The following is a 26,735-nucleotide window of genomic DNA, read 5'->3' as shown; positions in this document are numbered from 1 at the left end:
GGCATACCCCGACGAACCCGCTCCGCTGCAGCGGACCTCGGCCACCTTCCTGGGGATGCCCTCCTTCCAGACCGCGGCGAAGGCCGCGCTGGCCGACACCCAGCAGCGACGCAACCTCGCGCACGCCACCGCCACGATCCGCGGCAAGCGGGCCGCCGTCGTGGCCGAGGTCGAGGCGTGGGAGGAGCTGCGCGTCGCGGGCGCGGCCGCCAAGGACGAGGTGCTGCACCACCTGCCGCACTACCTGGAGCAGCTGGAGGAGAACCTCACCGCCCGCGGTGCGACCGTGCACTGGGCCCGGGATGCCGAGGAGGCCAACCGGATCGTCGTGGGCCTGGTGCAGGAGCGGGACGCCGACGAGGTGGTCAAGGTCAAGTCGATGGCCACCCAGGAGATCGAGCTCAACGAGGCCCTCGAGGCCGCCGGGATCCACGCCTGGGAGACCGACCTGGCCGAGCTGATCGTCCAGCTGGGCCACGACCGACCCAGCCACATCCTCGTACCGGCCATCCACCGCAACCGGGCCGAGATCCGCGAGATCTTCCTGCGCGAGATGGGCGAGGTCGGCCGGCCGGCGCCCGCCGACCTCAACGACGAGCCTGCCAGGCTGGCCGAGGCCGCGCGGCTGCACCTGCGGGAGAAGTTCCTCCGGGCCAAGGTCGCCGTCTCGGGGGCCAACTTCGCCGTCGCCGACACCGGCACGCTCGTCGTCGTGGAGTCCGAGGGCAACGGCCGCATGTGCCTGACCCTGCCCGAGACGCTCATCTCGGTCGTCGGGGTGGAGAAGGTGCTGCCCACCTTCGCCGACCTCGGCACCATGCTGCAGCTGCTGCCCCGGTCCAGCACGGGCGAGCGGATGAACCCCTACACCTCGATGTGGACCGGTGTGCACGCGGGCGACGGCCCCCAGGACGTGCACGTCGTGCTAGTCGACAACGGCCGCAGCCACGTGCTCGCCGACCCGGTCGGGCGGGACGCCCTGCGCTGCATCCGCTGCTCGGCCTGCCTCAACGTGTGCCCGGTGTACGAACGGGCCGGCGGGCACGCCTACGGCTCGGTCTACCCCGGCCCCATCGGCGCGGTGCTCAACCCGCAGCTGCGCGGGACCGGCTCGGACGTCGACAAGTCGTTGCCCTACGCCTCGAGCCTGTGCGGGGCCTGCTTCGAGGCCTGCCCGGTGCGCATCGACATCCCCGCCCTGCTCGTCCACCTGCGCACCCAGGTGGTCGACGAGGCCTCCGGCCGCTCGGTCGAGGCGCTCGGCATGAAGGCCGCCGCGTGGACCTTCGCCGACCACCGGCGGCTGGAGGCCGCCCAGCGGGCCGCGACGGTCGGCGGCCGGCTCCTCGGTGACCGGACGATCCGGACGGTGCCCGGGCTGGGCGCCTGGGCTCAGGCCCGCGACGTGCCGACGCCGCCGAAGGAGACCTTCCGCCAGTGGTGGCGGCGCACCCACGGGGACGGGGCCGGCGCGGACGGGACCGGCACGGACGGGACCGGCACGGACGGGAGGACGGCATGAGCACCGCACGCGAGGAGATCCTGGGCCGGCTGCGCGCCGCGACGGCCGACGTGAGCACCCCGGTGGGTCACCGCGGCGAGGTCCCGGTGATCCAGGAGGAGGGCGAGAGCGAGCAGGCCACCGTCGAGCTGTTCGTCGAGAACGTGGCCGACTACCGGGCGGAGGTGGCCCGGTGCGGGCCGGACGAGGTCGCCGCCGCCGTCGCCGACGCCCTGCGCCGCCGCGGGTCGCGCTCGGTCGTCGTCCCCTCCGGCCTGGACGCCTCGTGGGTGGCCGGGCTGGCCGAGGACGGCGTGGAGCTACGGCCGGACTCGGCCCTCACGGCCGACCAGCTCGACGAGGTCGCGGCCGTCGTCACGGCCTGCCGGGTGGGGATCGCCACCACCGGCACCATCGTGCTGGACCACGCCGACGACCAGGGGCGGCGGGCCCTCTCGCTCGTGCCCGACCACCACGTCTGCGTCGTCGGCGTCGACCAGGTCGTCCACGACGTGCCCCAGTCCCTGGGGCGGCTGGACGCCACCCGTCCGATGACGTGGATCAGCGGCCCGAGCGCGACCAGCGACATCGAGCTGGACCGGGTCGAGGGGGTCCACGGCCCGCGGAACCTCGACGTGATCGTCGTCGGGTAGGCGGGCGCGACCGTTAGGCTCCTGCCCGTGACCGACGCACCCCTGCACGACCCCATCGACGCCCTCCTCGACGTCCTCGACCTCACCTGGGAGGGGTCGACGACGATCCGGGCCGCGGCGCCCGAGGGGCTGGCCGTCGACCTCGGGGCGTCCGAGGGCGACATCTTCCTGGGGCAGAGCCAGCGCCAGGCGCACGGGCGGGTCTTCGGCGGGCAGGTGCTCGCGCAGGCCGTGGTCGCGGCCGGACGGACCGTCGCCACGGTCGAGGACGGGACCGACACCACCCCGCAGGAACGGCACATCCACAGCCTGCACGCCTACTTCCTGCGCCCGGGCGACGACCGTCGGCCGATCCAGTTCGTCGTGGAGCGGATGCGCGACGGGCGCAGCTTCTCGGCCCGCCGCGTGCACGCCCTGCAGGAGGGGCGGATCCTGCTGTCGCTGACCGCCTCCTTCCAGGAGCCCGCCGACGGCATGGAGCACCACCTGCCGATGCCGGAGGTCCCCGGCCCCGAGGGGCTGCGCTCGGACCGCGACATCCTGGGGCGGATCGACCACCCGGTCGCCCGGCACAACGCGCGCACCCGCGCGCTGGACCTGCGCCACGTGGAGCCGCTGCTGCTCGGCCCGGCCGAGCCCGGGCCCGGTGAGCAGTCGGTCTGGATGAGGGTGGAGCGGGAGCTGGCCGACGACCCGCTGCTGCACGCGGCCGTGCTGGCCTACGCCTCGGACTACGTCCTCCTGGAGCCCGTGCTGCGCCGCCACGGCGTCGGCTGGGGCGACCCGCGGCTGCGGCCGGCGAGCCTGGACCACGCGATGTGGTTCCACCGCCCCGCGCGGGTGGACGGGTGGATGCTCTACACCCAGTCCTCCCCCTCGGCGCAGTCCGGCCGCGGGCTGGGGCTGGGGCACATGTATGCCGCGGACGGCACGCTGCTGGCGACCGTCGCCCAGGAGGGCATGGTCCGGCTCAAGGAGTAGGTTCGTCCTCCGCGCTCAGGTCAGGTGGTCGTGGTCGCCGCCGACCCACGACGCATACCGCTGCGCCGACCGGCGCACCACGTCCCTGGCGTCCGTGGGCACCTGCAGCCCGAAGTTGTCGTAGAGCCGGTCGAAGGTCAGGCCGGCGAGGGTGTCCGCCACCCGGGTCACGACCGCGGCGGACAGGGGTATGAGGTTGGGGAAGGACCGCATGAAGCTCACCCACCCGGCGTCCGGGACCGCCTTGCAGGTGTCGCCGGAGAGCAGGACGCCCCGGCCCTCCGCACCCGCGACCCACACGGCCACGCTGCTGCCGGGGAAGTGGCCCCCGGGCTGGAGCACGCGGATGCCCGGCAGCACGTCGAACGGCTCGGACCACGTGGTGATCTCACCGTCCGCGCCCCACCGCCGCACCCACTCCCGGTCGGCCTCGTCGACGTGGCCGGGCACCTCCCACAGCAGGTTGCCGTGCGGGGTGCGCACGAGCATCGCGCTCTGCCCAACGTCGGCCCGCGGCACGGCGTGCAGCGTGTAGCAGTCCGGCTCCACCTCGGTGATCTCGACGTGGAAGCCCTCGGCGGCACGCTGCGCTAGGGTGGTCCAGCGCTGACCGCCGGCGGGGACGTACTGACGTTCTTCGGCGCAGATCGCGCAGGTGTCCTCGTCGAGGTCGTTCTCCACCCCGCAGGTCGCGCACAGCCTCCAGGCCTCGGCGGCAGCCATGTGTGCCACTCTAGGCGTGGGACCCGGTGTCCGGCCGGGGGCCAGGGAGGCGAGGGCGATGTGGTGGCAGGAGCTGCTGTGGGGCGTCTGGAACGGCATCACGGCCTGGGTGGTGCTCGTCGCGCACGTCTTCGGCGCCTGGGACCGGTTCCCGGTCTACGACCCCGACCGGGCGGGCAACTGGTACGACCTGGGCTTCCTGCTGGGTGCGGGATCGCCGGTCCTGGGGATGCTGGGCGGGCGGCGGGCCTCCGGGGGGCGGGGCTGACGCTCACGCACCGCGCAGCGGCAGGGTCCGCCCGGAGACGACGTGCCGCTCGGCCCCGCTCACGGGGTCGGTGAACCTGACCTCCTGCGCCAGCAGCTGCAGCGGCTGGGAGAAGTCGTCGGCGGGCACCTCGCGCACCACGGGGTAGAGCGGGTCGCCCAGGATCGGGACGCCCAGGCCGGAGAGGTGGACCCGGAGCTGGTGGGTCCGCCCGGTCCGAGGGGTCAGCCGGTAGCGACCGACGCCGGGAGCGACGGTGCCGACGAGCTCCACGAACGTCTCGGCGTTGGGCTCCCCCGGCTCGACGGCGGCCTGGAGCTGTCCGCGGCGCTTGACGAGCCGGTCGCGCACGACCGTCGGCAGGTCGAGGTGCTCCGCCGTCGGCGCCAGCGCCTCGTAGGTCTTGGTCAGCCCTCCCTCCTGCACCATCCGCTGGTAGGCACCGCGGACGTCCGCCCGCGTCGTGAGCAGCAGGACGCCGCTCGTGAGCCGATCGAGGCGGTGCACCGGCGACAGCTCCGGCAGGCCGAGGCGACGGCGCAGCAGCACCACGGCCGTCTGCGCCACGTGCGAGCCGCGTGGCATCGTCGCCAGGAAGGGCGGCTTGTCCACGGCCAGCAGCCCGGTCTCTTCGTCGTGCAGCAGGACCGTCAGCTCACCGGGCACCACGACCTCCTCGGGCAGGTCCCGGTAGAGGTAGACGCTGGCGCCGGGCCCGTAGGGCGTGGCCGGGCCGACCCGGGTGCCGTCGCCCAGCAGGACCTCCCCCGCCCGGACGCGACGGCATACCCCGTCCTCGTCGCCCGTCACCGCGACGAGGAACTCCACGACGGTGCGGGGGTGCTCCGCGGAGCAGTCCCCGCGGTCGTGCTCCGCGGAGCAGGCCCCGCGGTCGTGCTCCGCGGAGCAGCCCGGCCGGGCCGGCATCCGCACGCGCGCAGGCCCCAGCCCCTCCCTGGGAGGGAGCGGAGGCCGGGGCCTGCGTCGGCGTGCCATGGACCGGCTGGGCCCGTCGCGCGTCAGTCGCGGGTGAGCTTGCGGTAGGTCACCCGGTGCGGTCGGGCCGCCTCGGCCCCGAGACGCTCGATCTTGTTCTCCTCGTAGGCGCCGAAGTTGCCCTCGAACCAGTACCAGGCCGCGGGGTCCTCCTCGGTGCCCTCGTAGGCCAGGATGTGGGTGGCGACCCGGTCGAGGAACCACCGGTCGTGGCTGATGACCACCGCGCAGCCGGGGAAGGCCTCCAGAGCGTTCTCCAGCGAGCCGAGGGTCTCCACGTCGAGGTCGTTGGTGGGCTCGTCCAGGAGCAGGAGGTTGCCGCCCTCCTTGAGGGTCAGCGCCAGGTTGAGGCGGTTGCGCTCGCCGCCGGAGAGCACCCCGGCCTTCTTCTGCTGGTCCGGGCCCTTGAAGCCGAACTGGCTGACGTAGGCCCGCGAGGGGATCTCGACGTTGCCGACCTGGATGAAGTCGAGCCCGTCGGAGACGACCTCCCACAGCGACTTCTCGGGGGCGATGTTCTCGCGGGACTGGTCGACGTAGGAGATCTTCACGGTGTCGCCGATCTTCACGGTGCCGTCGTCCGGCTCCTCGAGACCCACGATCGTCTTGAAGAGCGTGGTCTTGCCGACGCCGTTGGGCCCGATGACGCCGACGATGCCGTTGCGGGGCAGGGTGAACGACAGGCCGTCGATGAGGACCCGGTCGCCGAAGCCCTTGCGCAGGTCGGTCACCTCGATGACCTGGCTGCCCAGCCGGGGACCCGGTGGGATCTGGATCTCCTCGAAGTCCATCTTGCGGGTCTTCTCGGCCTCAGCGGCCATCTCCTCGTAGCGGGCCAGGCGGGCCTTGTTCTTGGTCTGCTTGGCCTTGGCGTTGGAGCGGACCCATTCCAGCTCCTTCTCCAGGCGCTTGGCCAGCTTGGCGTCCTTCTTGCCGGCGATGGCCAGCCGCTCGCGCTTCTTCTCCAGGTAGGTGGAGTAGTTGCCCTCGTAGGGGTAGAGCCGGCCACGGTCGACCTCGGCGATCCACTGGGCGACGTTGTCGAGGAAGTACCGGTCGTGCGTCACGGCCAGGACGGCGCCGGGGTAGACGGCCAGGTGCTGCTCGAGCCACTGCACCGACTCGGCGTCCAGGTGGTTGGTGGGCTCGTCGAGGAGCAGCAGGTCGGGCTTGCTGAGCAGCAGCTTGCACAGGGCGACCCGGCGGCGCTCACCACCGGAGAGCACGGTGACGTCGGCGTCCGGCGGCGGGCACCGCAGGGCGTCCATGGCCTGCTCCAGCTGGGCGTCGAGGTCCCAGGCGTCGGCGTGGTCGATCTCCTCCTGCAGCTGGCCCATCTCGGCCATGAGCGCGTCGAAGTCGGCGTCCGGGTCGGCCATCTGCTCGGAGATCGCGTTGTAGCGGTCCAACTTGGCCTTGATCTCCCCCACGCCCTCCTCGACGTTGCCCAGGACGGTCTTGTCCTCGTTCAGGGGCGGCTCCTGCAGCAGGATGCCGACGGAGTAGCCGGGGCTGAGCCGGGCCTCGCCGTTGGACGGCTGGTCCATGCCCGCCATGATCTTGAGGATGGTCGACTTGCCGGCGCCGTTGGGGCCCACGACGCCGATCTTCGCGCCGGGGTAGAAGGACATCGTGACGTCGTCGAGGATCAGCTTGTCGCCGACCGCCTTGCGGGCACGCGTCATGGTGTAGATGAATTCGGCCATGCCGCTCAGGGTATCCGTCGGCCCCGACGGCCTCCGAATCCTCCGGGGCCGCCGGGACCGGTGACGCTCAGGCCGACCGGGCCAGCACCTCGGCGGCGGCGTCGTCGTCGAGCACCCCGTCCCGGTCGGCGAGGTGCGCCGGGTCGTCGTCCTCCGGTTCCTGCGCGGCCGGGGCCTCCTGGTCGGGCTGCACGTCCTCCGGCTCCCCCGGGTTGTACTCCTCGACGCGCTCCAGCCCGTAGCTCGCGCTGCCCCGCGTGAACGGGGCGGTGCCGAAGGTCAGGTCCGGTCCGATCGAGTCGACGTCGATCGTGGCGTTGACGCCGCTGCCGTTCTCGCTCGACCACTCGTTGAGCCGGAAGCGGCCGTGCACGACGACCGGGTCGCCCTTGTGCAGGCTCGCCAGCACGTTGGCGCCCGTCCGTCCCCAGCAGAGCAGGTCGAAGTAGGTCGTGCCGGTCACCACCCACTGCTTGGTCTCCCGGTCGAAGCGCCGGCTGTTGACCGCCATCGCCAGGACCGCGAACGGCTCGCCCGTCCGGCTGCCGATCCGGCGCTGCGGGTCGCGGGTCAGGTTCCCGCTGAGCGTCATCCTGCTGTCCACCACCATGGTGCGACTCCCCTCCGTGTCGGGCCCGCCGGCCGGCGGGCTGAGCCCTCATCGTCGGCGGCGGTCCGGCACCTGCGGAAGCGTCGGCCGACGGCCTGTGGACCACGGCCGGACGCCTCGGCGGGGTGTGGGCAGGGGCAGGATGGCAGGATCGCCCCATGGAGCTGCGCAACGTCCTCGGCGGGCCGCTGGAGGAGTGCGGCACCGACCCCGTCACCGGCTTCACCCGGTCCGGCCGGTGCGAGGTGACGCCCGAGGACGTGGGCGTGCACGGGGTGTGCGCGGTGATGACCGCGGACTTCCTCGCCTCCCAGCAGGAGCTGGGCAACGACCTGGTCACCCCCCGCCCCGAGTGGCGGTTCGCCGGCCTGCGGCCCGGGGACCGCTGGTGCGTGGTGGCGGTGAGGTGGCTGCAGTCCGCCCAGGCGGGACGGGCGGCCCCGGTCGTCCTGGCGAGCACCTCCGAGGCGGTGCTGCAGGTGGTCCCGCTCGACCTGCTGCGGCGGTATGCCGTGGACGTGCCCGACGACCTGTCGGGCCTCGCCTGACCTCCCGGGCGCGCGCCGCGGCGGCGGCCCCCGTCAGGCGGCCGCCTGCTCCAGCAGCTGCCGGGTCTTCTCGTGCCGGTCCAGGACCGCCATCACCGGACGCCTGACGTGCTGGAAGGCCACCTCGTCGATGGCCTCGTCGAGCCGTTCCTCCACCTGGGCGCGACGGCGGCGGGCCCCCACCCCCGCGGCCACCCGTGACAGCAGGGCCAGCAGCCACCCGACGACCACGCCGCCGAGCAGCAGCGCCAGCGGCATCGGCACGGGCCCCCAGGAGAAGGCGAGAGGGTCCACCGGCATCTGCAGGAAGCCGAGCACGGCCATGAGCACGAGCCAGCCCAGACCGACGACCGCGACCAGCGCGGCCACCAGCTGCAGCGCACCGACCACGCTCCACCAGGCCGGGTTGCGGGTCCGCAGCGGCGTCCCCACGACGGCCTGGTCCAGGGCGTCGGCGAGGGTGTCCTGCTCCGGGCTGGCGGCCTCCACGACCGCGTCCGCCCACCGGACGGGCAACCCGGTGCCGGCGTCCTCGCCGACCTGCCGCGTGGCCAGCTGGACGTTGGCCCGCGCGGCCGGGGTGGGCGACGGCAACGAGGAACGCCCCAGGACCGCACGGACGTCGGAGGGCGCGATCCCGGTCGGGCCGGCCGAGTCGTCTCCCAGGCGCAGCCGTTTGAGGGGGTCCGGCCGCAGCGAGGCCACCCACCGGGTGAACGGCCACCCGGTGCGGGCGCGGGCCTGCCGTCGGTAGTCGCGCTCCACCGCGTCGAGCACGACGGGCACCCCCGAGGCGTCGCGCAGGGCCCGGTGCAGCCGGTCGTCGGTCTCCTCCGTGAACTCGGGGGTCTGCTCGGCGACCCCACCGCCCACTTGCTCGGCGCTGGCGCGCACGTCGGCCACCAGCCGCGCCTCGGCCGCGTTGCGGGCCTCGACGACCTCGCCGAGCCGGGCGCGCAGCTCGTCCACCCCGGTGCCGGTGCGGGCCGAGGTGGTCCAGACCTCGTGGTCCCCGGCCCCGTCGTCCCGCACGAGCCGGCGCAGGTCGTCGCGCACCCGGTCGACGTCCTCGGGCGAGCGCAGGCGGTCCACCTGGTTGAGCACGACGAGCATCACCGTCTCGTGGTGCCGCAGGGGCCGCAGGTAGTCGTCGTGGAGTCGCGCGTCGGCATACTTCTGGGGGTCGGCGACCCACACGAAGACGTCGGCGCGCTCCAGGATCCGGTCGGCCTCGACCCGGTGCCGCAGCTCGCGGGAGTCGAAGTCCGGCAGGTCGACGAGCACGAGCCCGTCCAGCCCGACGTTGTCGCCCGTGGCGGTGACCTGGTGCCGGTTGTGGATCCCGAGCCAGTCGAGCAGCTCGCCGGCAGGTTCCTCGCCCCAGACGGCCGCGGCGGCCTCCGCGGTGGTGGGCCGGCGGGGGCTGATGACCGAGACGTCCTCGCCCACCAGCGCGTTGAACAGGCTGGACTTGCCCGAGCCGGTGGCACCGGCGAGCGCCACCACGGTGCGTCCGCCCTTGAGCGCCCACCGCTCCTGCACCCGCTGCACCACGGCGCGGGCCTCGTCGGCGGCCGTGGGGTCGAGCTGGTTCCCGCCCACGTCGACGGCGGAGGCGAGCCGGTCGGCCCGGTCGGTGAGCGGGACGTCGGCCTGCTCCTTGCCGCGGCGACGGCCGATCATCGGGCGGCCTCCACGTCGGCCGCGGCGGACCGCAGCTCCTGCACGACCTCGTCGGTCACCGGAACCTCCTGCAGGACCGCGTCGTAGCGGCCCCTCTCCTGCTCGTAGAGCTCCTCGACCCGGGCGATGAGCGCCTTGCGGGCCTTGACGGACATGGACCGGACCGCCTGGTCGCCGAAGACGGCCTCCAGGAGACGCTGCGCCAGCACGGCCGACCCGCCCGCGACAGCGACCTCGGCACCGGTGGGGATGGCGGCGGTGGAGGCGAAGACGACGATCATCAGCAGCACGCCGAGGCCGTTGACCCCGAAGGCCAGGAACCGGGCGGTCGAGCGGCGCGACCCGGCCTCCTCGCGCACCATCTCCAGGATCTGGCCCTGCCAGTCGCGGATGAGTCGTTCGACGCGTTCGGCGAAGTCGGGCGAGGCCTTGGTCAGCCCGGGGTTACGGTCGACCAGCTCGACGCCGCCGGGCGTGTTCTTCCAGGACCGGGCGGCGGTGCTCGCCGCGACCTGGCCGTGGGAGGTGATGAGGGCGGCCGCACCCGACTGCAGGGCGTCCCCGAGCGGCTCGGCCGAGACCGGCTTCCCGGAGAACCAGGAGGAGATCCGGTCCCGGAAGCGTCCGATCCCCTCCTCGATCGAGCGCAGGAACTCGCCGGTGCCGACCAGCTCCTGCCAGCGGGCAAGCACCTCGCCGCGCAGCAGGGAGCCGTCCTGAACCCCCTGCTCGACCCCGGCGAGCGCGTCGGCGTATGCCGTGCGCGGCCCCTTCGCCAGCTCCTGCCGGGCCGCGACCTGGGCCTGCCCGGCCTCGGCCAGCTCCCCGGCCCGGCCGGCGAGCGAGCCGACGGTGCCGCTGAGGGTGCGGCGGATGACCATCGAGCGGGCCCGGGCGTCCCCGGCGAGGGAGTGCAGCCAGCCGCGGAGCCGCTCGACGTCCTGCGGGGGGATCATCCCGTCGTCGAGGTCGACCTCGGTGACCGTGAAGATGGGCGACTGCCCCAGGCCCTGGTCGCGCAGCATCGAGGCCAGGTGGACACGCACCGTCTGCAGGGCCTCCGGGGGCACCCGGTTGAGGACGATCGCCACCGAGGTCCCCCGGTCGGCCGCCTCGCGCAGCAGGTCCCACGGGACGGCGTCGGCGTAGCGGGCGGCGGTGGTGACGAAGAGCCACAGGTCGGCGGCCGAGAGCAGCTGCTTGGACAGCTCCCGGTTGGCCTTGACCACCGAGTCGATGTCGGGGGCGTCGAGGAGCGCGAGCCCGGCGGGCAGCGCGTCGGAGGGAACGAGGCGGACCGAGCCGGGGTCGTCGGTGCCGGCCGAGCCGTCGCCGTCGCCGGCGACCCGGGCCAGCCCCGGGAGCACGCGCTTGTCGGTGAACCAGCGGGTGTCCTGCTCGTGGTGGACCAGCACCGAGGCCCGCGTGGTCGGCCGGATGACCCCGGTGGCGGTGACCTGCTCGCCGACGACCGAGTTGACCAGGGTGGACTTCCCGGCCCCGGTGGAGCCGCCGACCACCGCCAGCAGGGGCGCGTCGAGGGAGCGCAGTCGCGGCAGGACGTAGTCGTCGAGCTGGTCGACCAGCTCGGTGCGGGACGTGCGGGCGGCGCCGACGTCGTCCAGCTCCAGCGGGAAGGTCAGGGCGTCCGCGGAGCCGCGCAGCCGTTCGACGGCAGCGAGCAGCGCAGCGGGATCCGTGTCGGTCACCCGGCTAGTTTCCCCCGCCCCGGTCGTGCGACCAAAGCGAACCGCCGGAACCGCCCCGAACGGCCCCTGGCGGCGGCGGACCGGGGGCCGCGTCAGCGGCTGGCGTCCGCGTGGGCCAGCAGCGTCCGGGACTCTGTGAGGAACCGCTCGGCGTGACCGCCGAACCAGGCGCCGATCTCGGCGAACCGGGCGACGAACTCCTCGCGCTCCCCGCGGCGCAGCAGGTCCAGGCACTCGTCGAACCGGTCGTGGTAGCGCTCCAGCAGGGCCACCGACGCCGGGGAGGCGGTGATGATGTCGTAGTAGAGGTCGGCGTCCTGGGCGAAGAGCCGGCCGACCATGACCAGCTCGAGGCGGTAGATCGGGGAGGACAGCGCCAGCAGCTCGGTCAGGTCGTGGTCCTCGTGGGCCAGGTGCCACCCGTAGGCGAAGGTGGAGAAGTGCCGCTGCGCCTGGATCAGGCCCATGAGGGCGTCGTGGTCCTCGGCGCCGATCTCGTGCACGCGGGCCCCCCACAGCCGGATCTGGTCCAGCAGCCAGGCCGAGGCCTCCGGGTCGCGGCCCGGCACGGCGGCGACCACCTGCTTGGCCAGGCTGTCCACGTCGGGGCCGAACATGGGGTGCAGCCCCAGCACCGGCCCGGGATGGGCCGCGAGCATGGCGGCCATGACTTCGGTCTTGGTCGAGGTCAGGTCGACGAGCAGGCAGTGCCGGGGCAGCGGCGGCAGCGAGCGCACCACGGCGACGGTGTCGTGGATGGGGACGGAGACGACGACGAGCCCTGCGTCGGCGACCACGGCGGCCACCTGCTCGGGGGTGTCGTCCCGTTCGACCACGCGCACGTCATACCCCGACAGGGTGAGCATGCGCGCGAAGAGCGCCCCCATCTTCCCGGCGCCGCCGACGACCACCGCCGGGCCGAGGTCCGGGTGCTGCCGGGTGAAGCCCATGTTCTTCTCGTGCGTGTAGGCGGCCCGCATGCAGCGGCGCAGGACGTCCTCGACCAGGTCGGGGGGCACCCCGCGATCCAGCGCCATGGCCCGCTTGGCGTCCAGCATCTCCCGCTCCCGGTCGGGGGCGTAGATGGGCAGGCCGTGCCGGCCCTTGACCTCGCCGACCTGGAAGACGAGCTCGAGCCGCCGGGCCAGCAGGTCGACCAGCTGGGTGTCCACCTCGTCGATCTGGGCGCGCAGCTCGGCCAGCGGCGCGGTCCCCGGGTCCTGGCTCATGCCCGGATCCTAGTGGTGAGGACGGAGGCGACACCTACACTGGTGCGGCTTGCCCCCGTAGCTCAATGGATAGAGCACCGGCCTTCTAATCCGTAGGTTGCAGGTTCGAGTCCTGCCGGGGGCGCCACCCGACAGGCGGGCCGACCTGCATGCCGAGCGCCCTCGTGCTCGGCGCCCAGGACGCGACCGCGGCCGTAGACTCGCGCGGGTGAGCAACCCTGGGCAGTACCCCACGATGGAGGACGTCATCGGCGACACCCCGCTGGTGCGTCTGCAGCGCCTTCCGGGGCCGGAGAACGAACGTCGCGGCAACGTGCTGCTCGCCAAGCTCGAGGGCAACAACCCGGCCGGCTCGGTGAAGGACCGGCCCGCGATCAGCATGATCCGGGGCGCCGAGGAGCGAGGGGAGATCACCCCCGGCGACACCCTGCTGGAGGCCACGTCCGGCAACACCGGGATCGCCCTGGCGATGGCGGCGGCGATCAGCGGCTACCCCCTGGTCCTGGTGATGCCCGAGAACGCCTCCACCGAGCGGATCCGGACGATGAAGGCCTACGGAGCCGACCTGGTCCTCACCCCGGCCCAGGGCGGCATGGAGGAGGCCCGCGACGTGGTGACGCGGATGGAGCGGGAGGGCAGAGGCCGGGTCCTGGACCAGTTCGGCAACCCGGACAACCCCCGTGCCCACGAGAACGGCACGGGCCCGGAGCTGTGGGCCCAGACGGACGGACGGATCACGCACTTCGTGTCCGCGATGGGCACCACCGGCACGATCACCGGGGTATCGCGGTTCCTGAGGTCGCGCAACCCCGATGTCCAGATCGTCGGCGCACAGCCCGCCGAGGGAGCCAAGATCCCGGGGATCCGCGCCTGGCCACCGGAGTACGTGCCGACGATCTTCGACCCGTCGGCCGTGGACCGGACCGTGGAGGTGACCCAGGCCGACGCCGAGGAGACGGCCCGTCGGCTGGCCCGCGAGGAGGGCCTCTTCGGCGGCATCTCCGCGGCCGGCGCGTGCTGGGCCGCCCTGCAGGTGGCCGAGGATGTCGAGGGGGCGACGATCGTCTTCGTGGTCTGCGACCGCGGCGACCGGTACCTCTCCAGCGGCGTCTTCCCCGCCTGAGCGTCAAGGCCCCACGAACGCCCGACGGTGCTCGGCGACCGTCGCCAGCAGGACCCGTTCGCGGCGCAGCCACTCGGCGTCCGGCCCGCCGGCGTTGAGGTGCTTGCGCACCATCGCCAGCTCGCCGCTCTCGTCCTGGAAGGCCGTCATCGCCCGCTCGGCCGGGCGCCCGCCCACCTGCCGCGCCCACCGACGGGCCCGTCGCCGCTCGCCACCGTCGGCGAGCATCGCGACCTCGGCCGGCGTGAACCACCCGTTGATCCCGTAGCCGGTGAGGTGGTCGCGCATCAGCCGGGACTCCCGTCGCCGCGCCCACCGCAGCAGCAGGAGGAAGGCCACGAACAGCGGCACCTGGACCAGCCCGAAGAGCAGCAGGTAGACGTCGGCCGCCACCACCGCGCTGTAGTTGAACAGCGCGTGCAGGAAGACCGCCGCGGCCAGGCCCACCAGCACGACCCACGCCGAGGACCAACGGCGGCGGTGCGCGATGAGCCCGAAGGCCAGCCCGATGCACACCGTGAACATCGGGTGGGCGAACGGGCTCACCAGGCCGCGCACGACGAACAGCCCCACCAGCCCGGCCGTCCCCGCCTCGGCGTAGGCGGTGCCCAGGTAGAGGATGTTCTCCACGAAGGCGAAGCCGGCCGCCACGAGCCCGGCGTAGACGATGCCGTCGACCACCCCGTCGAACTCGCGGCGCGCCCGCCAGAAGATCAGCGCCACCCCCAGGCCCTTGAGCAGCTCCTCGGTGACCGGTGCCACGACGACCGCCCCGAAGACCAGCGGGTCCTCGTGCAGCCCGGCGACGAACTGCATACCGGTGGCGCTCAGCAGGAGCGCACCCAGGGTGGAGATGAGCGCGCCCCAGAGGAAGGCGAACCACAGCAGCCGGGCGGGCTCGCCCTCGAGCCGGTCCACCCACAGGAAGGTGGGCACGACGATGCCGATGGCCAGCGAGGAGGTGACCATCGCCAGCGCGGCGGTGGTCAGCCCCAGGCTGTCCACGACGATCAGCCCCATGACCAGCGCGGCGAGGCCGAACACGGTGACGACGACCCCGGCGAGCAGGATCCGGCGCAGCAGGGGGCGCCGGGTGGCGTTGGCCGGCACCGGCCCGTGCGGGTCGAACCCGGTCATCACCCCGTGCCAGTCGCCGGAGACCTGGGAGGCGGTATGGGGTGGGTGCAGCATGGGCGCGAATCTACCGGCGGGCGCGGGATGGTTAGGCTCAGGTGCGTGACTGGTGACCGGATCGTGTGGATCGACTGCGAGATGACCGGCCTGGACACCACGGCCGACGCCCTGGTCGAGGTGGCCTGCCTCGTGACCGACGGCGAGCTGAACGTCCTCGGCGAGGGGGTGGACCTGGTGATCCGCCCGCCCCAGGAGGCGCTGGAGCAGATGGGCGACTTCGTCCGGGACATGCACACCCGCTCCGGCCTGCTGCCCCTGCTGGACGGCGGGACCACCCTCGAGGACGCCCAGGCGCAGGTGCTGACCTACGTCCGCGAGCACGTGCCCGAGGGTCGCAAGGCACCCCTGGGCGGCAACACGGTCAGCACCGACCGGGTGTTCCTGGCCCGGGACATGCCCGAGCTGGAGGCCCACCTGCACTACCGGATCGTGGACGTCTCCTCGGTCAAGGAGCTGGCTCGCCGGTGGTACCCCCGCGCCTACTTCGCCGCTCCGCCCAAGACCGGGGGCCACCGGGCGCTGGGTGACATCCTCGACAGCATCGCCGAGCTGCGCTACTACCGCGAGGCGGTGTTCACGCCCGCACCGGGCCTGGACAGCGCGACGCTGCGGCAGATCGCCGCCCGGCACACGCGGGAGGTCTGAGCAGCGCGGGACCGATTCGGAGCACCCCGACCGACGGGGTACGATGGTCCGCGTTGTCCACCGACCCCCTGGGTCGCGGGCAGCCCCTTGGTGGGTGTAGCTCAGCTGGTAGAGCACCTGGTTGTGGTCCAGGTGGCCGCGGGTTCAAGTCCCGTCACTCACCCGTAGCGCGTTGACGTGATCTACGTCACCGCAGGTGAGGCCCCGGATTCCGCGTCACGGCGCGGAATCCGGGGTCTTTCGCGTTGAGCAGGTGTGAGCACGAGTAGGCTCGTACCAGCAACGAAACTGACACACAGCTGACACACCGCGGGATCGTGTCGGAAGGTGGGGCACTGTGGGCAACAGCCAGAGCACGGGTCAGCTGCCGCAGGTGATCGTGCGCTTCCGCGGCCGCTACCGGGTGCGGATGAACCACGACGACGTGCTGGCGACATCGGCGAGTTCTCTGAGAGTCATGCTTCGGACGACACGCAACTCGCGCAGCGTTCCGCCCTCTCTCCCATCGACTGCAAGAAGCTCGATGGGATCAACGCCCAGCACCTCTGCGACTCGAAGCAGCGTGCTAGGACGAGGCGTTGCGACGCCTCGTTCCCAGGCCGAGATGGCAGCAGCGCCCTGCACCCCGACCTTGAACGAGAGCGCATGCTGCGACATGCCCTTACGGAGCCGCAGTTCTCGTAGGTGACCTGTGTCCATACGTGGGCGGGCGTACGGGACGTGATTGGTCTCGCTCAAGTCGCCCACACCTTGAATATAGATGCGTGCCCACCGGCACATGGCGGATCGGGACTGCTGCACCTATAGGTGACATCTGGCTGACTATGGCCCGGGTCGACAGATGCTCGACCCCGGGGCAGGATCTAGGGCGCCGAAGGGAGATCCATGTACCTGGGTGTCGTGGTGATGGCCGTTGCCGCGGTCGTGCCCGTCCTTGCGCTGTATGCCCTCCACCGGAGAACGGCGGTGACGCCGGATCTCTTGGAGGTGCTTCCGTTCGAGTCAGGCTGGATCCCGGAGCAGCACGCGCTGTCCAGGTACCACGTGCGGTGGTACCTGACGACGCTAGTCTTCCTGGCCTTCGACGTCGAAATGCTTTTCATGTACCCCTGGGCCGTCGTCGTTGCCGAGATCGGGACCACGGCGGTCGTCGAGATGTTTCTGTTTCTGGCCGCGCTGTTCGTCGCCGTCCTGTGGGCATGGCGGGAAGGCGCGCTGCGATGGGTCTGAGCCACGCAAGCCTGGCTCTCGCTGCCCGGCACGCGCACGCCCTGGTGGTCGAGGTTCCAGGGTGGGCGCGCACGCGGATGCTCGTCGAGGGTGCGGTCGTCGGGCGCGGATGGCAGCTCGCGCCGTCCCCTGCAGATGCGGACGTCCTCATCGTGTGCGGCACGCCCGGACCACGGTTTTCCGAGGCCGTCGACCTCGTGTGGCAGCAGATGCCGGGGCCGCGGGTGCGCGTGCAGGCCCGGGAGCACAACGACGTCGTCGCCGTGCTCGACGACGCGCACGCCCTCCTCCTTGACCGCGTTCGCCACCGGCAGGATGCGGAGAACCGCCCAGGAGCAGACGACCTGCTCAGAGGCAGACGGCACGACGCGACGGCCGGGCACGACCGCGGTGGACACGACGACCACCCTGCGCAGGGTGACGCCGATGAAACGGTTCGTGGACAAGCTGAACACCGAGGCCATGCCGGTCACGAGGGTCCTGCACAGGAGACGGAATCTCTTCCGACGGGAGGAGGGGCGGAGACGACCCGCCCCGAGACGGGAGAGCAGCAGCAACATTCCGAGGGGCACGGAGCTCGCCATGCCGGCGGCGTCGACACAGAGCAGCATGACTCTGACACCCGGGAACACCACCACAGGCACCAAGGCCACGACACCGGCGATGCCCCCCAGGACCGCCGCGGGCACGAGGCTCACGACGGGCACCACGACGACAACAGGCACCATGACCATGGTGGAGGCGGTGCGGACGGCGGACACGCCCACCCTGAGCAGCACGCCGGGCACGGCGGCCACGCCGGCATGGACATGGCTCCGGGCGGGCTTCCCCTGGCCGAGGGTGGTCGGGACCGGGACGGTCTGGAGATGGACGTCCTGGAGGTCCGGCTGGGCCCGGTGCTCCCTCACTGGCCTGCGGGCCTGGTGCTGCACTGCTCGCTGCAGGGGGACCTCGTGACGCAGGCCCGTGCTGAGGTGTTCGGCGCCGGAGACCAGGGCGGGGACGAGGCCGACGCGCGGGCACGCGGGCTCGACAACCTCGTCTCCGTGCTCGCGCTGGCCGGATGGGACGATGCGGCGGCCCAGGCCAGACGGATCCGGGACGCGGCACTGGAGACTGGCGGCGGGCCTTCGGACCCGGGCGTCGGACGGCTCCGCCGCCGGGTGCGTCGTTCGTGGGCGCTGCGCTGGTCGTTGCGGGGGCTGCGCCCGCTGACCGAGGAGGAGGTCCGCCGCCACGGGCTGCCCGTGGACGTCGTGGGTGACACCTACGACCGCTTGCTTCGCATGGTGGACCGCGCGGCCGGCGGGGAACGGCGGCACGACGTCCGCCCAGCCGTCTGGACCGACCACCTGGCGCAGCTGGTCGTCGGACTGGATCTGGCAGCAGCGCGTCTGGTCCTGGCCAGCCTCGACGTGCACGGGCTGCGGACCGGCCAGGCCGAGCACGAGGTGTCCCATGGTTGACCCGATCGCGATGCCGAACGTCGCAGGGTCGGACTCGCCGGTCGTCACGGTGGCGCCCGGCTGGGCGTTCGCCGCGGTCACCGTTCTCGGGGCCCTCGTCGTGGTCGCCGCGATGCTCGACGGTGCCCTCTCCGCACGTTCCAGCGGCGGGCCGGGCGGTGCACCCGGCGGAGCTGCCCGGCCCTTCGGCGAGGCCGCCCGGCTGATGCGGCAACGGCGTCGCACCACGGTGCAGGCCGACAGCCTGCTCTGGCGCATCGGTGGTGCGGGGCTGCTCGTCACGGCCGCGCTGATGGTGGCGGTCGTGCCGCTGGGCCGGTGGACGATCTTCGACCTGGACGTGGGCGTCATGTGGTTCAACGCCATGGACGTCATGGTCTGGGCCTTGGTGTGGTTGACCGGGTGGGGCGCCAACTCGGCGCACTCGCTGGTCGGGGGCTACCGGTTCCTGGCCCACGGACTCGGTTACGAGCTGCCCCTGATGTTCGCCCTGGTCGCCCCGGCGATCGCCGCGGAGAGCCTGAACGTGGGCAGGGTCGCCGCGGCCCAGGACGGGCTGTGGTTCGTGGTGTGGATGCCGGTGGCCTTCCTGGTCTACCTGCTCGGGGTCGCGGCCTTCTCGGTGTGGGGGCCGTTCGCCCCGGCGCTGGGCAGCGACGTCGCCGGCGGCGTGCGGGCAGAGCTGTCCGGTGTGGACCGGCTGGTGTTCGAGACCGGCCGCTACGCCCTGCTGGCGGCCGGTGCGGCGTTCGCGGTCCCGATGTTCCTCGGCGGAGGTGCCGGTCCGCTGCTGCCGGACTGGGCCTGGGTGCTGGTCAAGACGGTGACCGTGCTCTCGCTGCTGGTCTGGTTGCGTCGGCGGTTGCCGGCCTTCCGGCCGGACACGTTCATGGAGGTGGGGTGGCTGGTGCTGCTTCCGGCCGTGCTGGTGCAGGACCTGCTGGTGGCCGTCGTCGCCGTATGGAGGTCCTGACCGTGCTCGCAGACATCGCCTTCTGGGGCCTCGGGCTGGTCGCGGTCCTCAGCGGCGCCGCGGTCTTCTACGTCGACTCGATGGCCCGGGCCACGTACGCCCTGGCGCTGTCCTTCGTCGCGGTGGGCCTGCAGGTGCTGTTCCTGCAGCAGAACTACGTGGGCGTGGTGACGATCCTGATGATGGTCATGGAGATGGCGGTCATGGCCGTGTACATGGTCATGTTCATGGGGATGAACCCCGCCCTGATGCCGATGAGCATGGTGCACAGCAACAGGACCGCCGCCGCGGCGGCGGTCCTCACGTTCCTGGTGCTGGCGGCGGGCATCCTGCTGGTGGACTGGCCCACCCGTCGGGGGAGCCCACCGCCGGACGTCACGGTGGCGCTCGGCGAGGCGCTGATGGGCCCGAAGATGCTCGTGATGGCCGTGATCAGCCCGGTCATGGTGGCCACCATCGTGGCCGGGGTCGTGCTGGCGGCTCACCGCACCCGGTACGACCGGTTCGGCGACGACCTGAGGCAGCGCACCCCCGACGACCCCCAGCCCGGAGGTGTGGGCCGATGACCCTGGAGGCGACCCTGCTCATCGCCGCGGCGATCTTCTCCGTCGGTCTGTACGGCGCGATCTCCCAGCAGGTCGTCGTCATGGTGATGATGGGCCTGGAGCTGATGATCAACGCGGTCATCCTGACCGCCGCTGGGTTCTGGTGGTTCCTGGCTCCGGCCCCCACCGGGCAGGTCCTGCTCCTGGTGATCATCGCCGCGATGACCCTGGAGATGGCGATGGGCTTCGCGGTCGCCACCCTGCTGCACCGTGAACGGCAGGCCGACATGACCGACATGGCCACGGACCTGTCCCGATGAACCAGACCACGGCCCAGGCCGCGCTGTGGCTGCTCGTGCTGCTCCCCGCGGTCGTCGGTGGCGCGCTGGCACTCTCGCGGCTCGAGCGTGCGGTGGTGCCCACCTCCCTGGCCACGGCCGGCCTCACCGCCGTCTTGTCGGCGATCGTCGCCGTGGCCCGACCGCAGGTGTCGGTGCCGTTCATGGCCGGCAGCGACCTGGCCCTGGGCGTGGACGCCCTGTCGGCCCTGGTCGTGCCGACCGTGGCGGTCGTCACCCTGCTGGTGCTGCTGTTCTCCGCCGGTGAGATCCGGCGGTCGCGGGCACGGTTCCACGGGCTCATGCTGCTCTTCGCCTCCAGCGCGCTCATGACCGCGACCGCGCAGACGCTGCCCGCTCTGCTGTTCGCCTGGGAGGTCATGGGTGCGACGTCGTTCGCGCTGATCGGGTTCTGGTGGCACGAGCAGCACCGGGTCTCCGCCGGGATCACCGCGTTCGTGACCACCCGCGGAGCCGACGTCGGTCTCTACCTCGCGGCCGGGGCCGCACTCGCCGGTGGAGGCGGGCTGGCGATGGCCGACCTGTCGGGCAGCAGCGAGGGGTGGCGGCACGTGGTGGCGGCCGGTGTCCTGGTCGCGGCGCTGGGCAAGGCGGCCCAGCTGCCGTTCTCGTTCTGGCTGTCCCGGGCGATGGAGGGCCCGAGCCCGGTCAGTGCGCTGCTGCACTCGGCCGCGATGGTCGCCATGGGCGGCTACCTGCTGCTGCGGACCGAACCGTTGCTCACCTCCACCGGCTGGGCCGCGCCGGCCGCGGCCTGGATCGGCGCGCTGACCGCGTTGCTGCTCGGCGCCGTGGCCCTGGCCCAGCAGGATCTCAAGCAGCTGCTCGCCGCCTCCACCTCGGCACAGCTGGGGTTTGTGGTGATGGGTGCCGGGCTGGCCTCGGTCGGCGCAGGCGCGGCACACCTGGTGGCGCACGCCGCGACCAAGGCGCTGCTGTTCCTGGCCGCCGGGGCATGGCTCACCGCGCTGGGCACCAAGGACCTGAGCGGCCTGCGCGGGGTCGCCCGGCGCTGGCCGCTGGTGGGCTGGGCCAGCACGCTCGGCGTGCTGTCGTTGGCCGGGGTCGCGCCCCTGGCCCTGTGGGCGACCAAGGACGCGGTCCTGGCCGCGGCTCTGGCGCAGTCGCCATGGTTGTATGCGGTCGGCCTGGCCGCCGCCGCCCTGTCGGCGGCCTACGCCGGCAAGATCCTGGTCGCGGTGTGGCGAAGAGTCCCTGCTGCGGAGCGCGCCCTGGTCGAGGGGCACCTGGACGAGGAGGAACCGGGCACCGGGCACGTCGGAGCGCTCGAACGCGCGCCGATGGTCCTGCTCGCCCTGGGTGCGCTGGTGCTGGGCCTGCTCGCGCTGCCGCCGGTGGGCGACACGCTCTCCCGCGCTCTCGGGGACGAACCGCTGCACCCCACCCCCCTGGAGATGCTGGCCTCGGCGGGGATCGCGCTGGCCGTGCTCGCGCTCCTCTGGTGGCGACCTGCACCGCAGCCACGGTGGGCGCGCGGCTGGCTCGGTCTGGAACCCGCGACGCGGACCGTCGTCGTCCTGCCGACCCTGGCGCTGGCCCAGGTGCTGGCCCGCTTCGACGACCGGGTCCTGGACCGGGTCGTGACCGGGGCTGCCTCGGGCGCCCTTGGCCTGGCGCGCCGGGCGGCGAGGTTCGACGACCGGGTGCTCGACGGTGCGGTCGAGCTCAGTTCCGGGGCGACCGTGAAGGCTGCGCAGCGGGCCGGCCGGGCGGACGACCGCTGGTTCGACGGCGCCGCGGAGGAGCTCGCGGCAGGGGTGCGCCAGCTCGGTCGGATGGCACGTCGCCCGCAGAGCGGGCAGCTGCACCACTACTACGTCCAGGCCCTCGCGGTCCTCGCGGTCGGCGTCCTGCTCCTGCTCACGGTGAGGTGAACGTGCTCAGTCTGATCGTCTTCCTGCCCATGGCCGCCGCGCTGGCCCTGATGGCCCTGTCACGCCTGGGCGACGGTGCTGCACGGTGGGTCTGGGTGGTCGTCGCCGCCGGCGACCTGGCGCTCGTCGCTGCGCTGTGGCTGACCTACGAGCCACCGGGGGCAGGTCGGCTCGCGTTCGAGGAGCGGGCCGAGTGGATCCCCGGGGTGAACAGCAGCTACCACGTCGGGGTGGACGGGCTGTCCCTGCCTCTGGTGGCGATGACGGCGGTGATCTTCCTGGCCTGCGCGGTCTTCGCGCTCCGCAGCAGCGACCGGCCCCGGACCCAGGCGGCGCTGTTCCTGTTCCTGCAGAGCGTGAGCCTGGGGCTCTTCGTCGCCGCCGACCTGATCCTGTTCTTCCTCTTCTTCGACCTGTCCATCGTCGGCATGTACTTCGTGATCGCCGGGTGGGGCCACGGCGAGGCCGGCCGGTCGGCGATGAAGTTCTTCCTCTACACCTTCCTGGGCTCCCTGGCCCTGCTCGCCGGTTTCATCGGGCTCTACATCGCCGCCGACCCGCACACGTTCGACATGATGGAGCTGGCCGAGCAGACCCCGCTGGAGGGGTCGTCGCTGGCCGGGGGGCTGGTCCTGGCCGCGATCCTGGTCGGGCTGGCCGTCAAGACACCCACGGTGCCGTTCCACACCTGGCTGCCCCCGGCGCACACCGACGCACCGGCCATCGGCTCGGCCGTCCTGGCCGGCGTCCTGCTGAAGATGGGCACCTACGGATTCGTGCGGATCGCGATGCCGATGCTGCCCGAGGCCTGGCGGGCCTCGGCCTGGGCGGTCGTCGTGGTCGGGATCGTGTCGGTCGTGTACGGCGCCCTGGTGGCGCTGGCCCAGACGGACTTCAAGCGGATGGTCGCCTACACCTCGGTCAACCACATGGGCTACGTCGTCCTGGCCGTCGGCGCCGCCGGGATCGTCTCCGACGACACCACGCAGGCGCGGTCCGTGGCGGTCACCGGCGCCGTCACCCAGATGGTCAGCCACGGCCTGATCACCGCTGCCCTGTTCCTCCTCGCGGGGGTGATGTGGGACCGGGCCGGCACCTACGACATGGCCTCCTACGGAGGTCTGGCCGGTCCTGCCCCCAGGCTCGCGACCCTGTTCGCCGTCGGTGCGTTCGCCTCGCTCGGCCTGCCCGGCCTGTCGGGTTTCATCGCCGAGTTCCAGATCTTCACCGGCAGCATCGCCGCGGCACCGGTCACCGCGGTCGCGCTGGTCGGCATCCTCATCACCGCCGCGCTGTTCCTGCGGGCGCTGCAGCGCCTCTTCACCGGTCCGACGAGGGGCGTCTCCGCCGGCTTCGGCGACCTGCGTCCCGCCGAGCTGTGGGCCATCGCTCCGCTGCTGGCACTCTCGCTGCTCATCGGTGTCCTCCCCCGCCCGCTGCTCGAGGTGATCGAGCCCGCGGCGCAGGTCCTCGTCCAGCTCGTCGGGAGGTAGGCCGCGGTGGAGTCCATGGCCATGCGGCCGGCCCTGCTCGCACCGGAGATCGTGCTGTTCCTCGGCGGGCTCGCGGTGCTGATGGGCGGGTCCTTCCTGCCGCGGACCCGACAGTGGCTCACCCGTGTCGTCGCCGCGGCCGTCCTGCTCGTGGCGGCCACCCTGGCCGCCCTCGACCTGCCCGGCCCGGCGCAGGTGGCGATGGAAGGCACCTTCACGGTCGACACCACCACCGGGGTCGCCCGGATCGTCGCCGCGCTCGGCACCCTCGTCGTGCTGGCGCTGGCCTCCGACGAGATCGCCGGCACACCCCGGGAGAGCGAGACCTACGCGCTGCTGCTGTTCTCGACCACCGGCACCCTGATCCTGGCCGGGGCGGACGACCTGCTCGTCGTGACCGTCGGGTTCCTGCTGGCCAGCGTCCCCCTCTACGGCCTGATCGGGATCGCGCGCACGCCCCTGGGCGCCGAGGCGGCGATGAAGACCTACCTGCTGGGTGCCCTGTTCGGCATCCTCCTGCTGGCCGGGGTCACGCTGCTCTACGGTGTGTCAGCCACCACGTCCTACGCCGAGCTGAGCGACCGGCTCGCTGACGCGCCGGCAGGCGTGGTCGCCGCCGGCGTCGTGGCGGTGCTGGGTGGGTTGCTGTTCAAGGCCGGAGGCGCCCCAGGACACTTCTGGGTCCCCGACGCGGCGCAGGGTGCCGACGGAGCGGTCGCGGCATTCCTCACCACCGTGCCCAAGATCGGCGCGGTGATCGCCGCCTACCGGCTCGTCGCGATGCTTCCCGACACCCTCGCCTGGCCGTTGCTGGTCGCGCTGCTGGCCGTGACCAGCATGACGCTGGGAAACCTCGCCGCCTACTGGCAGAGCGACCCCCGGCGACTGCTGGGCTGGTCCACCGTCAGCCAGGTGGGCTACCTGTTCGTGCCGGTCGCGGTCGCCGGACGCAGCGACCTCGCGCTGCCCTCGCTGCTGCTCTACCTGACCGGTTACACCGTCACCAACCTCTCCGCGTTCGCCGTCACCACCGCCCTCCCGCGACGGCGCGAGCTGCGCTCCTACCGGGGCATGGGCAGAGCCCATCCGTGGCTCGCCGCAGCCCTGGTCGTGGCGCTCCTCGGACTCGTCGGCACCCCACCCACCGTGGTCTTCGTCGGCAAGCTGACCACCACCGCCGCGGCCTGGGACGCCGGGTACGCCTGGCTGGCCGTCCTCGTCCTCGTCAACACCGTCGTCAGCCTCTTCTACTACCTGCGCTGGATCGCGCCCCTCTACACCCGCCCCGAGACACCGGAGCAGCACCAGGAGGACGCCGGCACACCCGGCCGTTGGTCACGCACCACCGCGATCGCGACCGCAGCCCTGAGTCTCCTCCTCGGCATCGGGTCCGGAGCCCTCTGGGCCTCCTTCTCCCCGTGAACCGCCCCTGCGCACCTCGAGCCCGGCAGCTCGGACGCCGGACGGTGCGAGGCCGACGGCTCGACGAGCGGATCCCACGGCCCCCTCGCCCCGCACGGGCCGGTTCCGGTCGCGACCGGTTCGCCCCGGGCCTACCGTCGGACGTGGCCGGCTCCCAGGCCGGCCCTGCACCAGATCCAGACACCGGCACCGACGCCGGACACGACGGAAGGGAGCAACACGATGACCCACCACGTGACCACGATGCTGAAGACCTACCCCAAGGACCTGGGGTCGATCGACCAGCAGAAGCTCGCCGAGTGCATCGAGGCGTGCTTCGAGTGCGCCCAGACCTGCACCGCCTGCGCCGACGCGTGCCTGGCCGAGGACATGGTGGCCGACCTGGTCACCTGCATCCGCAAGAACCTCGACTGCGCCGACGTCTGCGCCGCCACCGGCAACGTCCTGTCACGGCAGACCGGGAACAACCTCGAGACGACCCGGGCCGCGCTGGAGGCCTGCCGCACCGCCTGCCGGGCATGCGGCGAAGAGTGCGAGCAGCACGCCCAGATGCACGAGCACTGCCGGGTGTGCGCCGAGGCCTGCCGCCGCTGCGAGCAGGCGTGCGCCGATCTGCTCGCCAGCCTGGGCTGAACAGGTCGACGGGCGCCCGGTGCCCGGTGCCCGCTCCCGTGGGGTTGCTCCCGCGGGAGCGGTGCGGACTCAGGCGCGCGTTTCCTGGCCGTGGTCGGCCGCGTAGGCGGCGAACACCTCCTCGGGGTCGCCGCCGGTGTGCAGGAAGTTGTCGTCGAGCTCCGAGCTGAGCTGCTCGATCGCCAGTGACAGCTGACGCCCGCTGCGTCGCACGATCGTCTGCGACGAGGCCAGGGCCACGTCGCACAGCTGGAGCGCGTAGGGCAGTTGGCGTGCCAGCGCGAGGTCGGGCTCGCTCTCCTGGAAGTAGAAGCCCTCACTGTGCTGGGCGAAGTCGATGCGCACCTTGAGCACCTCGGCTGCGAGGGTGTCGAGCACCCGGGTCATCACCGCGGCGTCCTCGTCCTCCACGCTCTGCGCCCAGTCGCTGTCGGCCAGGCCCTTGAGCTCCAGGGCGAGGGAGCGACGACGGGACAGGGGCGGGTAGATCTGCGTGAACCACGTCAGGGCGGCGGTGAGCAGGGCGAACCCGGTGAGGGCCTGCAGGGGTGAAGCCGTCCGGATCCACAGGTCGGTCGCCACCATGTCCCCGTAGCCCAGGGTGGACAGCGTGACCGCCGACAGGTACACGGCCTCCAGGACGTCCGGGTAGTCCGAGGGATCCACCCCGGAGGAGTACATGAACCCCTCGGGGACGTGCGGCAGATAGATCAGTGCCCACCCGAGCAGCTGCAGCAGCACCCACAGCAGGATGACCAGGACCATCGCCAAGGGCCCCACGGTCGAGCCCAGGCGGTGCCCGGTCGCCCTGGAGATCCGCCACGCCCCGACCAGCACCAAGCGGCTCAGACGCCCCTGCCCGGTCGGGTGCAGCAGGGTGTGGAACATGTCGTGGAGACCGATCACGATCACCACGATCCCGGCGACGGTCGCCAGCACCTCCATCACCATGCGCCTCCCCCGGTGGTAGGCCTCCCGGTCTGCCGTCGGCACCAGCGAAGGAAGGGCACCTGTCCTGTCCCACGGGAGCTGAACCTCACGGGTTCGCCTCGAATTCCGGTACCGGGCGCTGCTCGGCCTCCTCGGTGGTGGTCACCGCGCCGTTCTGCTCGATGTCCTCCACGAGCCACTTCATCTCGGCGATCTCCTT

The 26,735-nt window shown here is 72.4% G+C and carries 26 protein-coding genes and 2 tRNA genes; 18 read left to right on the top strand and 10 right to left on the bottom strand.

Annotated elements, in window-relative coordinates; translation table 11 throughout:
* The first annotated feature begins 55 nt into the window (after window positions 1-55).
* The 3 genes from FJR00_RS07190 to FJR00_RS07180 are packed head-to-tail and all read left to right on the top strand — an operon-like array spanning window position 56 to window position 3,135.
* Complete coding sequence (locus tag FJR00_RS07190; protein WP_238330388.1) at window positions 56-1,522, top strand: LutB/LldF family L-lactate oxidation iron-sulfur protein; 1,467 nt, start codon at window positions 56-58, stop codon at window positions 1,520-1,522.
* The gene (locus FJR00_RS07185; protein ID WP_141338113.1) at window positions 1,519-2,154 is read left to right on the top strand and encodes a LutC/YkgG family protein; all 636 of its coding nucleotides are present in this window, start codon (window positions 1,519-1,521) and stop codon (window positions 2,152-2,154) included. The genes FJR00_RS07190 and FJR00_RS07185 overlap by 4 nt, the downstream gene beginning before the upstream one ends.
* 27 nt (window positions 2,155-2,181) lie before the next feature.
* Complete coding sequence (locus FJR00_RS07180) at window positions 2,182-3,135, top strand: acyl-CoA thioesterase (RefSeq protein ID WP_141338112.1); 954 nt, start codon at window positions 2,182-2,184, stop codon at window positions 3,133-3,135.
* Window positions 3,136-3,150: 15 nt separating this feature from the next.
* On the opposite strand, the gene FJR00_RS07175 is transcribed toward FJR00_RS07180, so the two are convergent.
* A complete protein-coding gene (locus FJR00_RS07175; protein ID WP_141338111.1) occupies window positions 3,151-3,858 on the bottom strand; it encodes an MBL fold metallo-hydrolase in 708 nt (235 codons plus the stop codon).
* Between the two features lie 58 nt (window positions 3,859-3,916).
* Between FJR00_RS07175 and FJR00_RS07170 the strand changes: the two genes are divergently transcribed.
* Window positions 3,917-4,126: a hypothetical protein gene (locus FJR00_RS07170; protein ID WP_075958708.1), complete on the top strand. Its 210-nt coding sequence runs from the start codon at window positions 3,917-3,919 to the stop codon at window positions 4,124-4,126.
* A 3-nt stretch (window positions 4,127-4,129) separates the two neighbouring features.
* Here FJR00_RS07170 and FJR00_RS07165 read toward each other — a convergent pair whose 3' ends face one another.
* The 3 genes from FJR00_RS07165 to FJR00_RS07155 all read right to left on the bottom strand — a co-directional run bounded on the left by FJR00_RS07165 (window position 4,130) and on the right by FJR00_RS07155 (window position 7,420).
* A complete protein-coding gene (locus FJR00_RS07165) occupies window positions 4,130-5,053 on the bottom strand; it encodes a pseudouridine synthase (protein WP_141338226.1) in 924 nt (307 codons plus the stop codon).
* Window positions 5,054-5,145: 92 nt separating this feature from the next.
* A complete protein-coding gene (gene ettA, locus FJR00_RS07160; RefSeq protein ID WP_141338110.1) occupies window positions 5,146-6,828 on the bottom strand; it encodes an energy-dependent translational throttle protein EttA in 1,683 nt (560 codons plus the stop codon).
* 67 nt (window positions 6,829-6,895) lie between these two features.
* Complete coding sequence (locus FJR00_RS07155; protein ID WP_181409536.1) at window positions 6,896-7,420, bottom strand: single-stranded DNA-binding protein; 525 nt, start codon at window positions 7,418-7,420, stop codon at window positions 6,896-6,898.
* A 176-nt stretch (window positions 7,421-7,596) separates the two neighbouring features.
* Here FJR00_RS07155 and FJR00_RS07150 point away from each other — a divergent pair, with 176 nt between their 5' ends.
* On the top strand, window positions 7,597-7,986 hold the full coding sequence (locus FJR00_RS07150; RefSeq protein ID WP_141338108.1) for a DUF2237 family protein: 390 nt from the start codon (window positions 7,597-7,599) through the stop codon (window positions 7,984-7,986).
* Window positions 7,987-8,019: 33 nt separating this feature from the next.
* Here the strand turns inward: FJR00_RS07150 and FJR00_RS07145 are convergent, their stop codons facing one another.
* The 3 genes from FJR00_RS07145 to tyrA all read right to left on the bottom strand — a co-directional run bounded on the left by FJR00_RS07145 (window position 8,020) and on the right by tyrA (window position 12,607).
* Complete coding sequence (locus FJR00_RS07145; protein ID WP_141338107.1) at window positions 8,020-9,669, bottom strand: YfjP family GTPase; 1,650 nt, start codon at window positions 9,667-9,669, stop codon at window positions 8,020-8,022.
* Window positions 9,666-11,378 (bottom strand): dynamin family protein, encoded by a 1,713-nt coding sequence (locus tag FJR00_RS07140; RefSeq protein WP_141338106.1) that lies wholly within the window; start codon window positions 11,376-11,378, stop codon window positions 9,666-9,668. The genes FJR00_RS07145 and FJR00_RS07140 overlap by 4 nt, the downstream gene beginning before the upstream one ends.
* 92 nt (window positions 11,379-11,470) lie before the next feature.
* Complete coding sequence (gene tyrA / locus FJR00_RS07135) at window positions 11,471-12,607, bottom strand: bifunctional chorismate mutase/prephenate dehydrogenase (protein ID WP_141338105.1); 1,137 nt, start codon at window positions 12,605-12,607, stop codon at window positions 11,471-11,473.
* Window positions 12,608-12,658: 51 nt separating this feature from the next.
* Here tyrA and FJR00_RS07130 point away from each other — a divergent pair.
* Both FJR00_RS07130 and cysM read left to right on the top strand, forming a co-directional pair.
* A tRNA-Arg gene (locus tag FJR00_RS07130) sits at window positions 12,659-12,734 on the top strand.
* An 81-nt stretch (window positions 12,735-12,815) separates the two neighbouring features.
* A complete protein-coding gene (gene cysM / locus FJR00_RS07125; protein ID WP_202876615.1) occupies window positions 12,816-13,730 on the top strand; it encodes a cysteine synthase CysM in 915 nt (304 codons plus the stop codon).
* A 3-nt stretch (window positions 13,731-13,733) separates the two neighbouring features.
* Here the strand turns inward: cysM and FJR00_RS07120 are convergent, their stop codons facing one another.
* Window positions 13,734-14,921 (bottom strand): PrsW family intramembrane metalloprotease, encoded by a 1,188-nt coding sequence (locus tag FJR00_RS07120; RefSeq protein ID WP_141338104.1) that lies wholly within the window; start codon window positions 14,919-14,921, stop codon window positions 13,734-13,736.
* Between the two features lie 45 nt (window positions 14,922-14,966).
* On the opposite strand from FJR00_RS07120, the gene orn reads away from it, so the two are divergent.
* Together orn and FJR00_RS07110 are read left to right on the top strand one after the other, a co-directional pair.
* Window positions 14,967-15,569 carry an oligoribonuclease gene (gene orn, locus FJR00_RS07115; RefSeq protein ID WP_377466325.1) on the top strand — a complete coding sequence of 201 codons (603 nt, stop codon included), beginning with the start codon at window positions 14,967-14,969 and terminating at the stop codon, window positions 15,567-15,569.
* A 90-nt stretch (window positions 15,570-15,659) separates the two neighbouring features.
* Window positions 15,660-15,732: transfer RNA gene (locus FJR00_RS07110), tRNA-His, on the top strand.
* Between the two features lie 233 nt (window positions 15,733-15,965).
* Here FJR00_RS07110 and FJR00_RS07105 read toward each other — a convergent pair.
* Complete coding sequence (locus tag FJR00_RS07105) at window positions 15,966-16,316, bottom strand: helix-turn-helix domain-containing protein (RefSeq protein ID WP_181409535.1); 351 nt, start codon at window positions 16,314-16,316, stop codon at window positions 15,966-15,968.
* Between the two features lie 138 nt (window positions 16,317-16,454).
* Here FJR00_RS07105 and FJR00_RS07100 point away from each other — a divergent pair, with 138 nt between their 5' ends.
* The 9 genes from FJR00_RS07100 (at window position 16,455) to FJR00_RS07060 (ending at window position 25,585) form a co-directional block, all read left to right on the top strand.
* A complete protein-coding gene (locus FJR00_RS07100; RefSeq protein WP_075957356.1) occupies window positions 16,455-16,799 on the top strand; it encodes an NADH-quinone oxidoreductase subunit A in 345 nt (114 codons plus the stop codon).
* The gene (locus FJR00_RS16285) at window positions 16,790-18,265 is read left to right on the top strand and encodes a hypothetical protein (protein WP_238330368.1); all 1,476 of its coding nucleotides are present in this window, start codon (window positions 16,790-16,792) and stop codon (window positions 18,263-18,265) included. Before FJR00_RS07100 ends, FJR00_RS16285 begins: the two co-directional genes overlap by 10 nt.
* The gene (locus tag FJR00_RS07090) at window positions 18,258-19,238 is read left to right on the top strand and encodes a complex I subunit 1 family protein (RefSeq protein WP_238330367.1); all 981 of its coding nucleotides are present in this window, start codon (window positions 18,258-18,260) and stop codon (window positions 19,236-19,238) included. The genes FJR00_RS16285 and FJR00_RS07090 overlap by 8 nt, the downstream gene beginning before the upstream one ends.
* A gap of 2 nt (window positions 19,239-19,240) precedes the next feature.
* A complete protein-coding gene (locus FJR00_RS07085; RefSeq protein WP_141338101.1) occupies window positions 19,241-19,804 on the top strand; it encodes an NADH-quinone oxidoreductase subunit J in 564 nt (187 codons plus the stop codon).
* Window positions 19,801-20,103, top strand: coding sequence for an NADH-quinone oxidoreductase subunit NuoK (locus tag FJR00_RS07080; protein ID WP_141338100.1), 303 nt, complete (start codon window positions 19,801-19,803; stop codon window positions 20,101-20,103). Before FJR00_RS07085 ends, FJR00_RS07080 begins: the two co-directional genes overlap by 4 nt.
* Window positions 20,100-22,037 (top strand): proton-conducting transporter transmembrane domain-containing protein, encoded by a 1,938-nt coding sequence (locus tag FJR00_RS07075; protein WP_141338099.1) that lies wholly within the window; start codon window positions 20,100-20,102, stop codon window positions 22,035-22,037. Before FJR00_RS07080 ends, FJR00_RS07075 begins: the two co-directional genes overlap by 4 nt.
* Before the next feature lie 2 nt (window positions 22,038-22,039).
* A complete protein-coding gene (locus tag FJR00_RS07070; RefSeq protein WP_141338098.1) occupies window positions 22,040-23,530 on the top strand; it encodes a complex I subunit 4 family protein in 1,491 nt (496 codons plus the stop codon).
* A 15-nt stretch (window positions 23,531-23,545) separates the two neighbouring features.
* Window positions 23,546-24,952, top strand: a complete 1,407-nt coding sequence (locus tag FJR00_RS07065; protein ID WP_202876614.1) for an NADH-quinone oxidoreductase subunit N — start codon at window positions 23,546-23,548, stop codon at window positions 24,950-24,952.
* A 222-nt stretch (window positions 24,953-25,174) separates the two neighbouring features.
* Complete coding sequence (locus tag FJR00_RS07060) at window positions 25,175-25,585, top strand: four-helix bundle copper-binding protein (protein ID WP_075957361.1); 411 nt, start codon at window positions 25,175-25,177, stop codon at window positions 25,583-25,585.
* A gap of 69 nt (window positions 25,586-25,654) precedes the next feature.
* On the opposite strand, the gene FJR00_RS07055 is transcribed toward FJR00_RS07060, so the two are convergent.
* On the bottom strand, window positions 25,655-26,578 hold the full coding sequence (locus tag FJR00_RS07055) for a potassium channel family protein (protein ID WP_237770026.1): 924 nt from the start codon (window positions 26,576-26,578) through the stop codon (window positions 25,655-25,657).
* Window positions 26,579-26,735: the final 157 nt, after the last annotated feature.

The organism is Ornithinimicrobium kibberense, from assembly GCF_006519705.1.
In the GTDB taxonomy this organism is placed as follows: Bacteria; Actinomycetota; Actinomycetes; order Actinomycetales; family Dermatophilaceae; genus Ornithinicoccus; species Ornithinicoccus kibberensis.
Note: the sequence above shows the minus strand (reverse complement) of the source record. Positions and strands in the feature narration are given on the sequence as shown.

What these genes read in the sequence shown, in the direction of transcription:
- FJR00_RS07100 (WP_075957356.1), top strand. Translation starts at nt 16,455, where the DNA reads ATGTACCTGGGTGTCGTGGTGATGGCCGTTGCCGCGGTCGTGCCCGTC.
- FJR00_RS07175 (WP_141338111.1), bottom strand. Translation starts at nt 3,858, where the DNA reads ATGGCTGCCGCCGAGGCCTGGAGGCTGTGCGCGACCTGCGGGGTGGAG.
- tyrA (WP_141338105.1), bottom strand. Translation starts at nt 12,607, where the DNA reads ATGAGCCAGGACCCGGGGACCGCGCCGCTGGCCGAGCTGCGCGCCCAG.
- FJR00_RS07145 (WP_141338107.1), bottom strand. Translation starts at nt 9,669, where the DNA reads ATGATCGGCCGTCGCCGCGGCAAGGAGCAGGCCGACGTCCCGCTCACC.
- FJR00_RS07165 (WP_141338226.1), bottom strand. Translation starts at nt 5,053, where the DNA reads ATGCCGGCCCGGCCGGGCTGCTCCGCGGAGCACGACCGCGGGGCCTGC.
- FJR00_RS07120 (WP_141338104.1), bottom strand. Translation starts at nt 14,921, where the DNA reads ATGCTGCACCCACCCCATACCGCCTCCCAGGTCTCCGGCGACTGGCAC.
- FJR00_RS07075 (WP_141338099.1), top strand. Translation starts at nt 20,100, where the DNA reads ATGAACCAGACCACGGCCCAGGCCGCGCTGTGGCTGCTCGTGCTGCTC.
- FJR00_RS07170 (WP_075958708.1), top strand. Translation starts at nt 3,917, where the DNA reads ATGTGGTGGCAGGAGCTGCTGTGGGGCGTCTGGAACGGCATCACGGCC.
- FJR00_RS07065 (WP_202876614.1), top strand. Translation starts at nt 23,546, where the DNA reads ATGGCCATGCGGCCGGCCCTGCTCGCACCGGAGATCGTGCTGTTCCTC.
- ettA (WP_141338110.1), bottom strand. Translation starts at nt 6,828, where the DNA reads ATGGCCGAATTCATCTACACCATGACGCGTGCCCGCAAGGCGGTCGGC.
- FJR00_RS07155 (WP_181409536.1), bottom strand. Translation starts at nt 7,420, where the DNA reads ATGACGCTCAGCGGGAACCTGACCCGCGACCCGCAGCGCCGGATCGGC.
- FJR00_RS07080 (WP_141338100.1), top strand. Translation starts at nt 19,801, where the DNA reads ATGACCCTGGAGGCGACCCTGCTCATCGCCGCGGCGATCTTCTCCGTC.
- FJR00_RS07190 (WP_238330388.1), top strand. Translation starts at nt 56, where the DNA reads ATGCCCTCCTTCCAGACCGCGGCGAAGGCCGCGCTGGCCGACACCCAG.
- FJR00_RS07060 (WP_075957361.1), top strand. Translation starts at nt 25,175, where the DNA reads ATGACCCACCACGTGACCACGATGCTGAAGACCTACCCCAAGGACCTG.
- FJR00_RS16285 (WP_238330368.1), top strand. Translation starts at nt 16,790, where the DNA reads ATGGGTCTGAGCCACGCAAGCCTGGCTCTCGCTGCCCGGCACGCGCAC.
- FJR00_RS07090 (WP_238330367.1), top strand. Translation starts at nt 18,258, where the DNA reads ATGGTTGACCCGATCGCGATGCCGAACGTCGCAGGGTCGGACTCGCCG.
- FJR00_RS07150 (WP_141338108.1), top strand. Translation starts at nt 7,597, where the DNA reads ATGGAGCTGCGCAACGTCCTCGGCGGGCCGCTGGAGGAGTGCGGCACC.
- FJR00_RS07185 (WP_141338113.1), top strand. Translation starts at nt 1,519, where the DNA reads ATGAGCACCGCACGCGAGGAGATCCTGGGCCGGCTGCGCGCCGCGACG.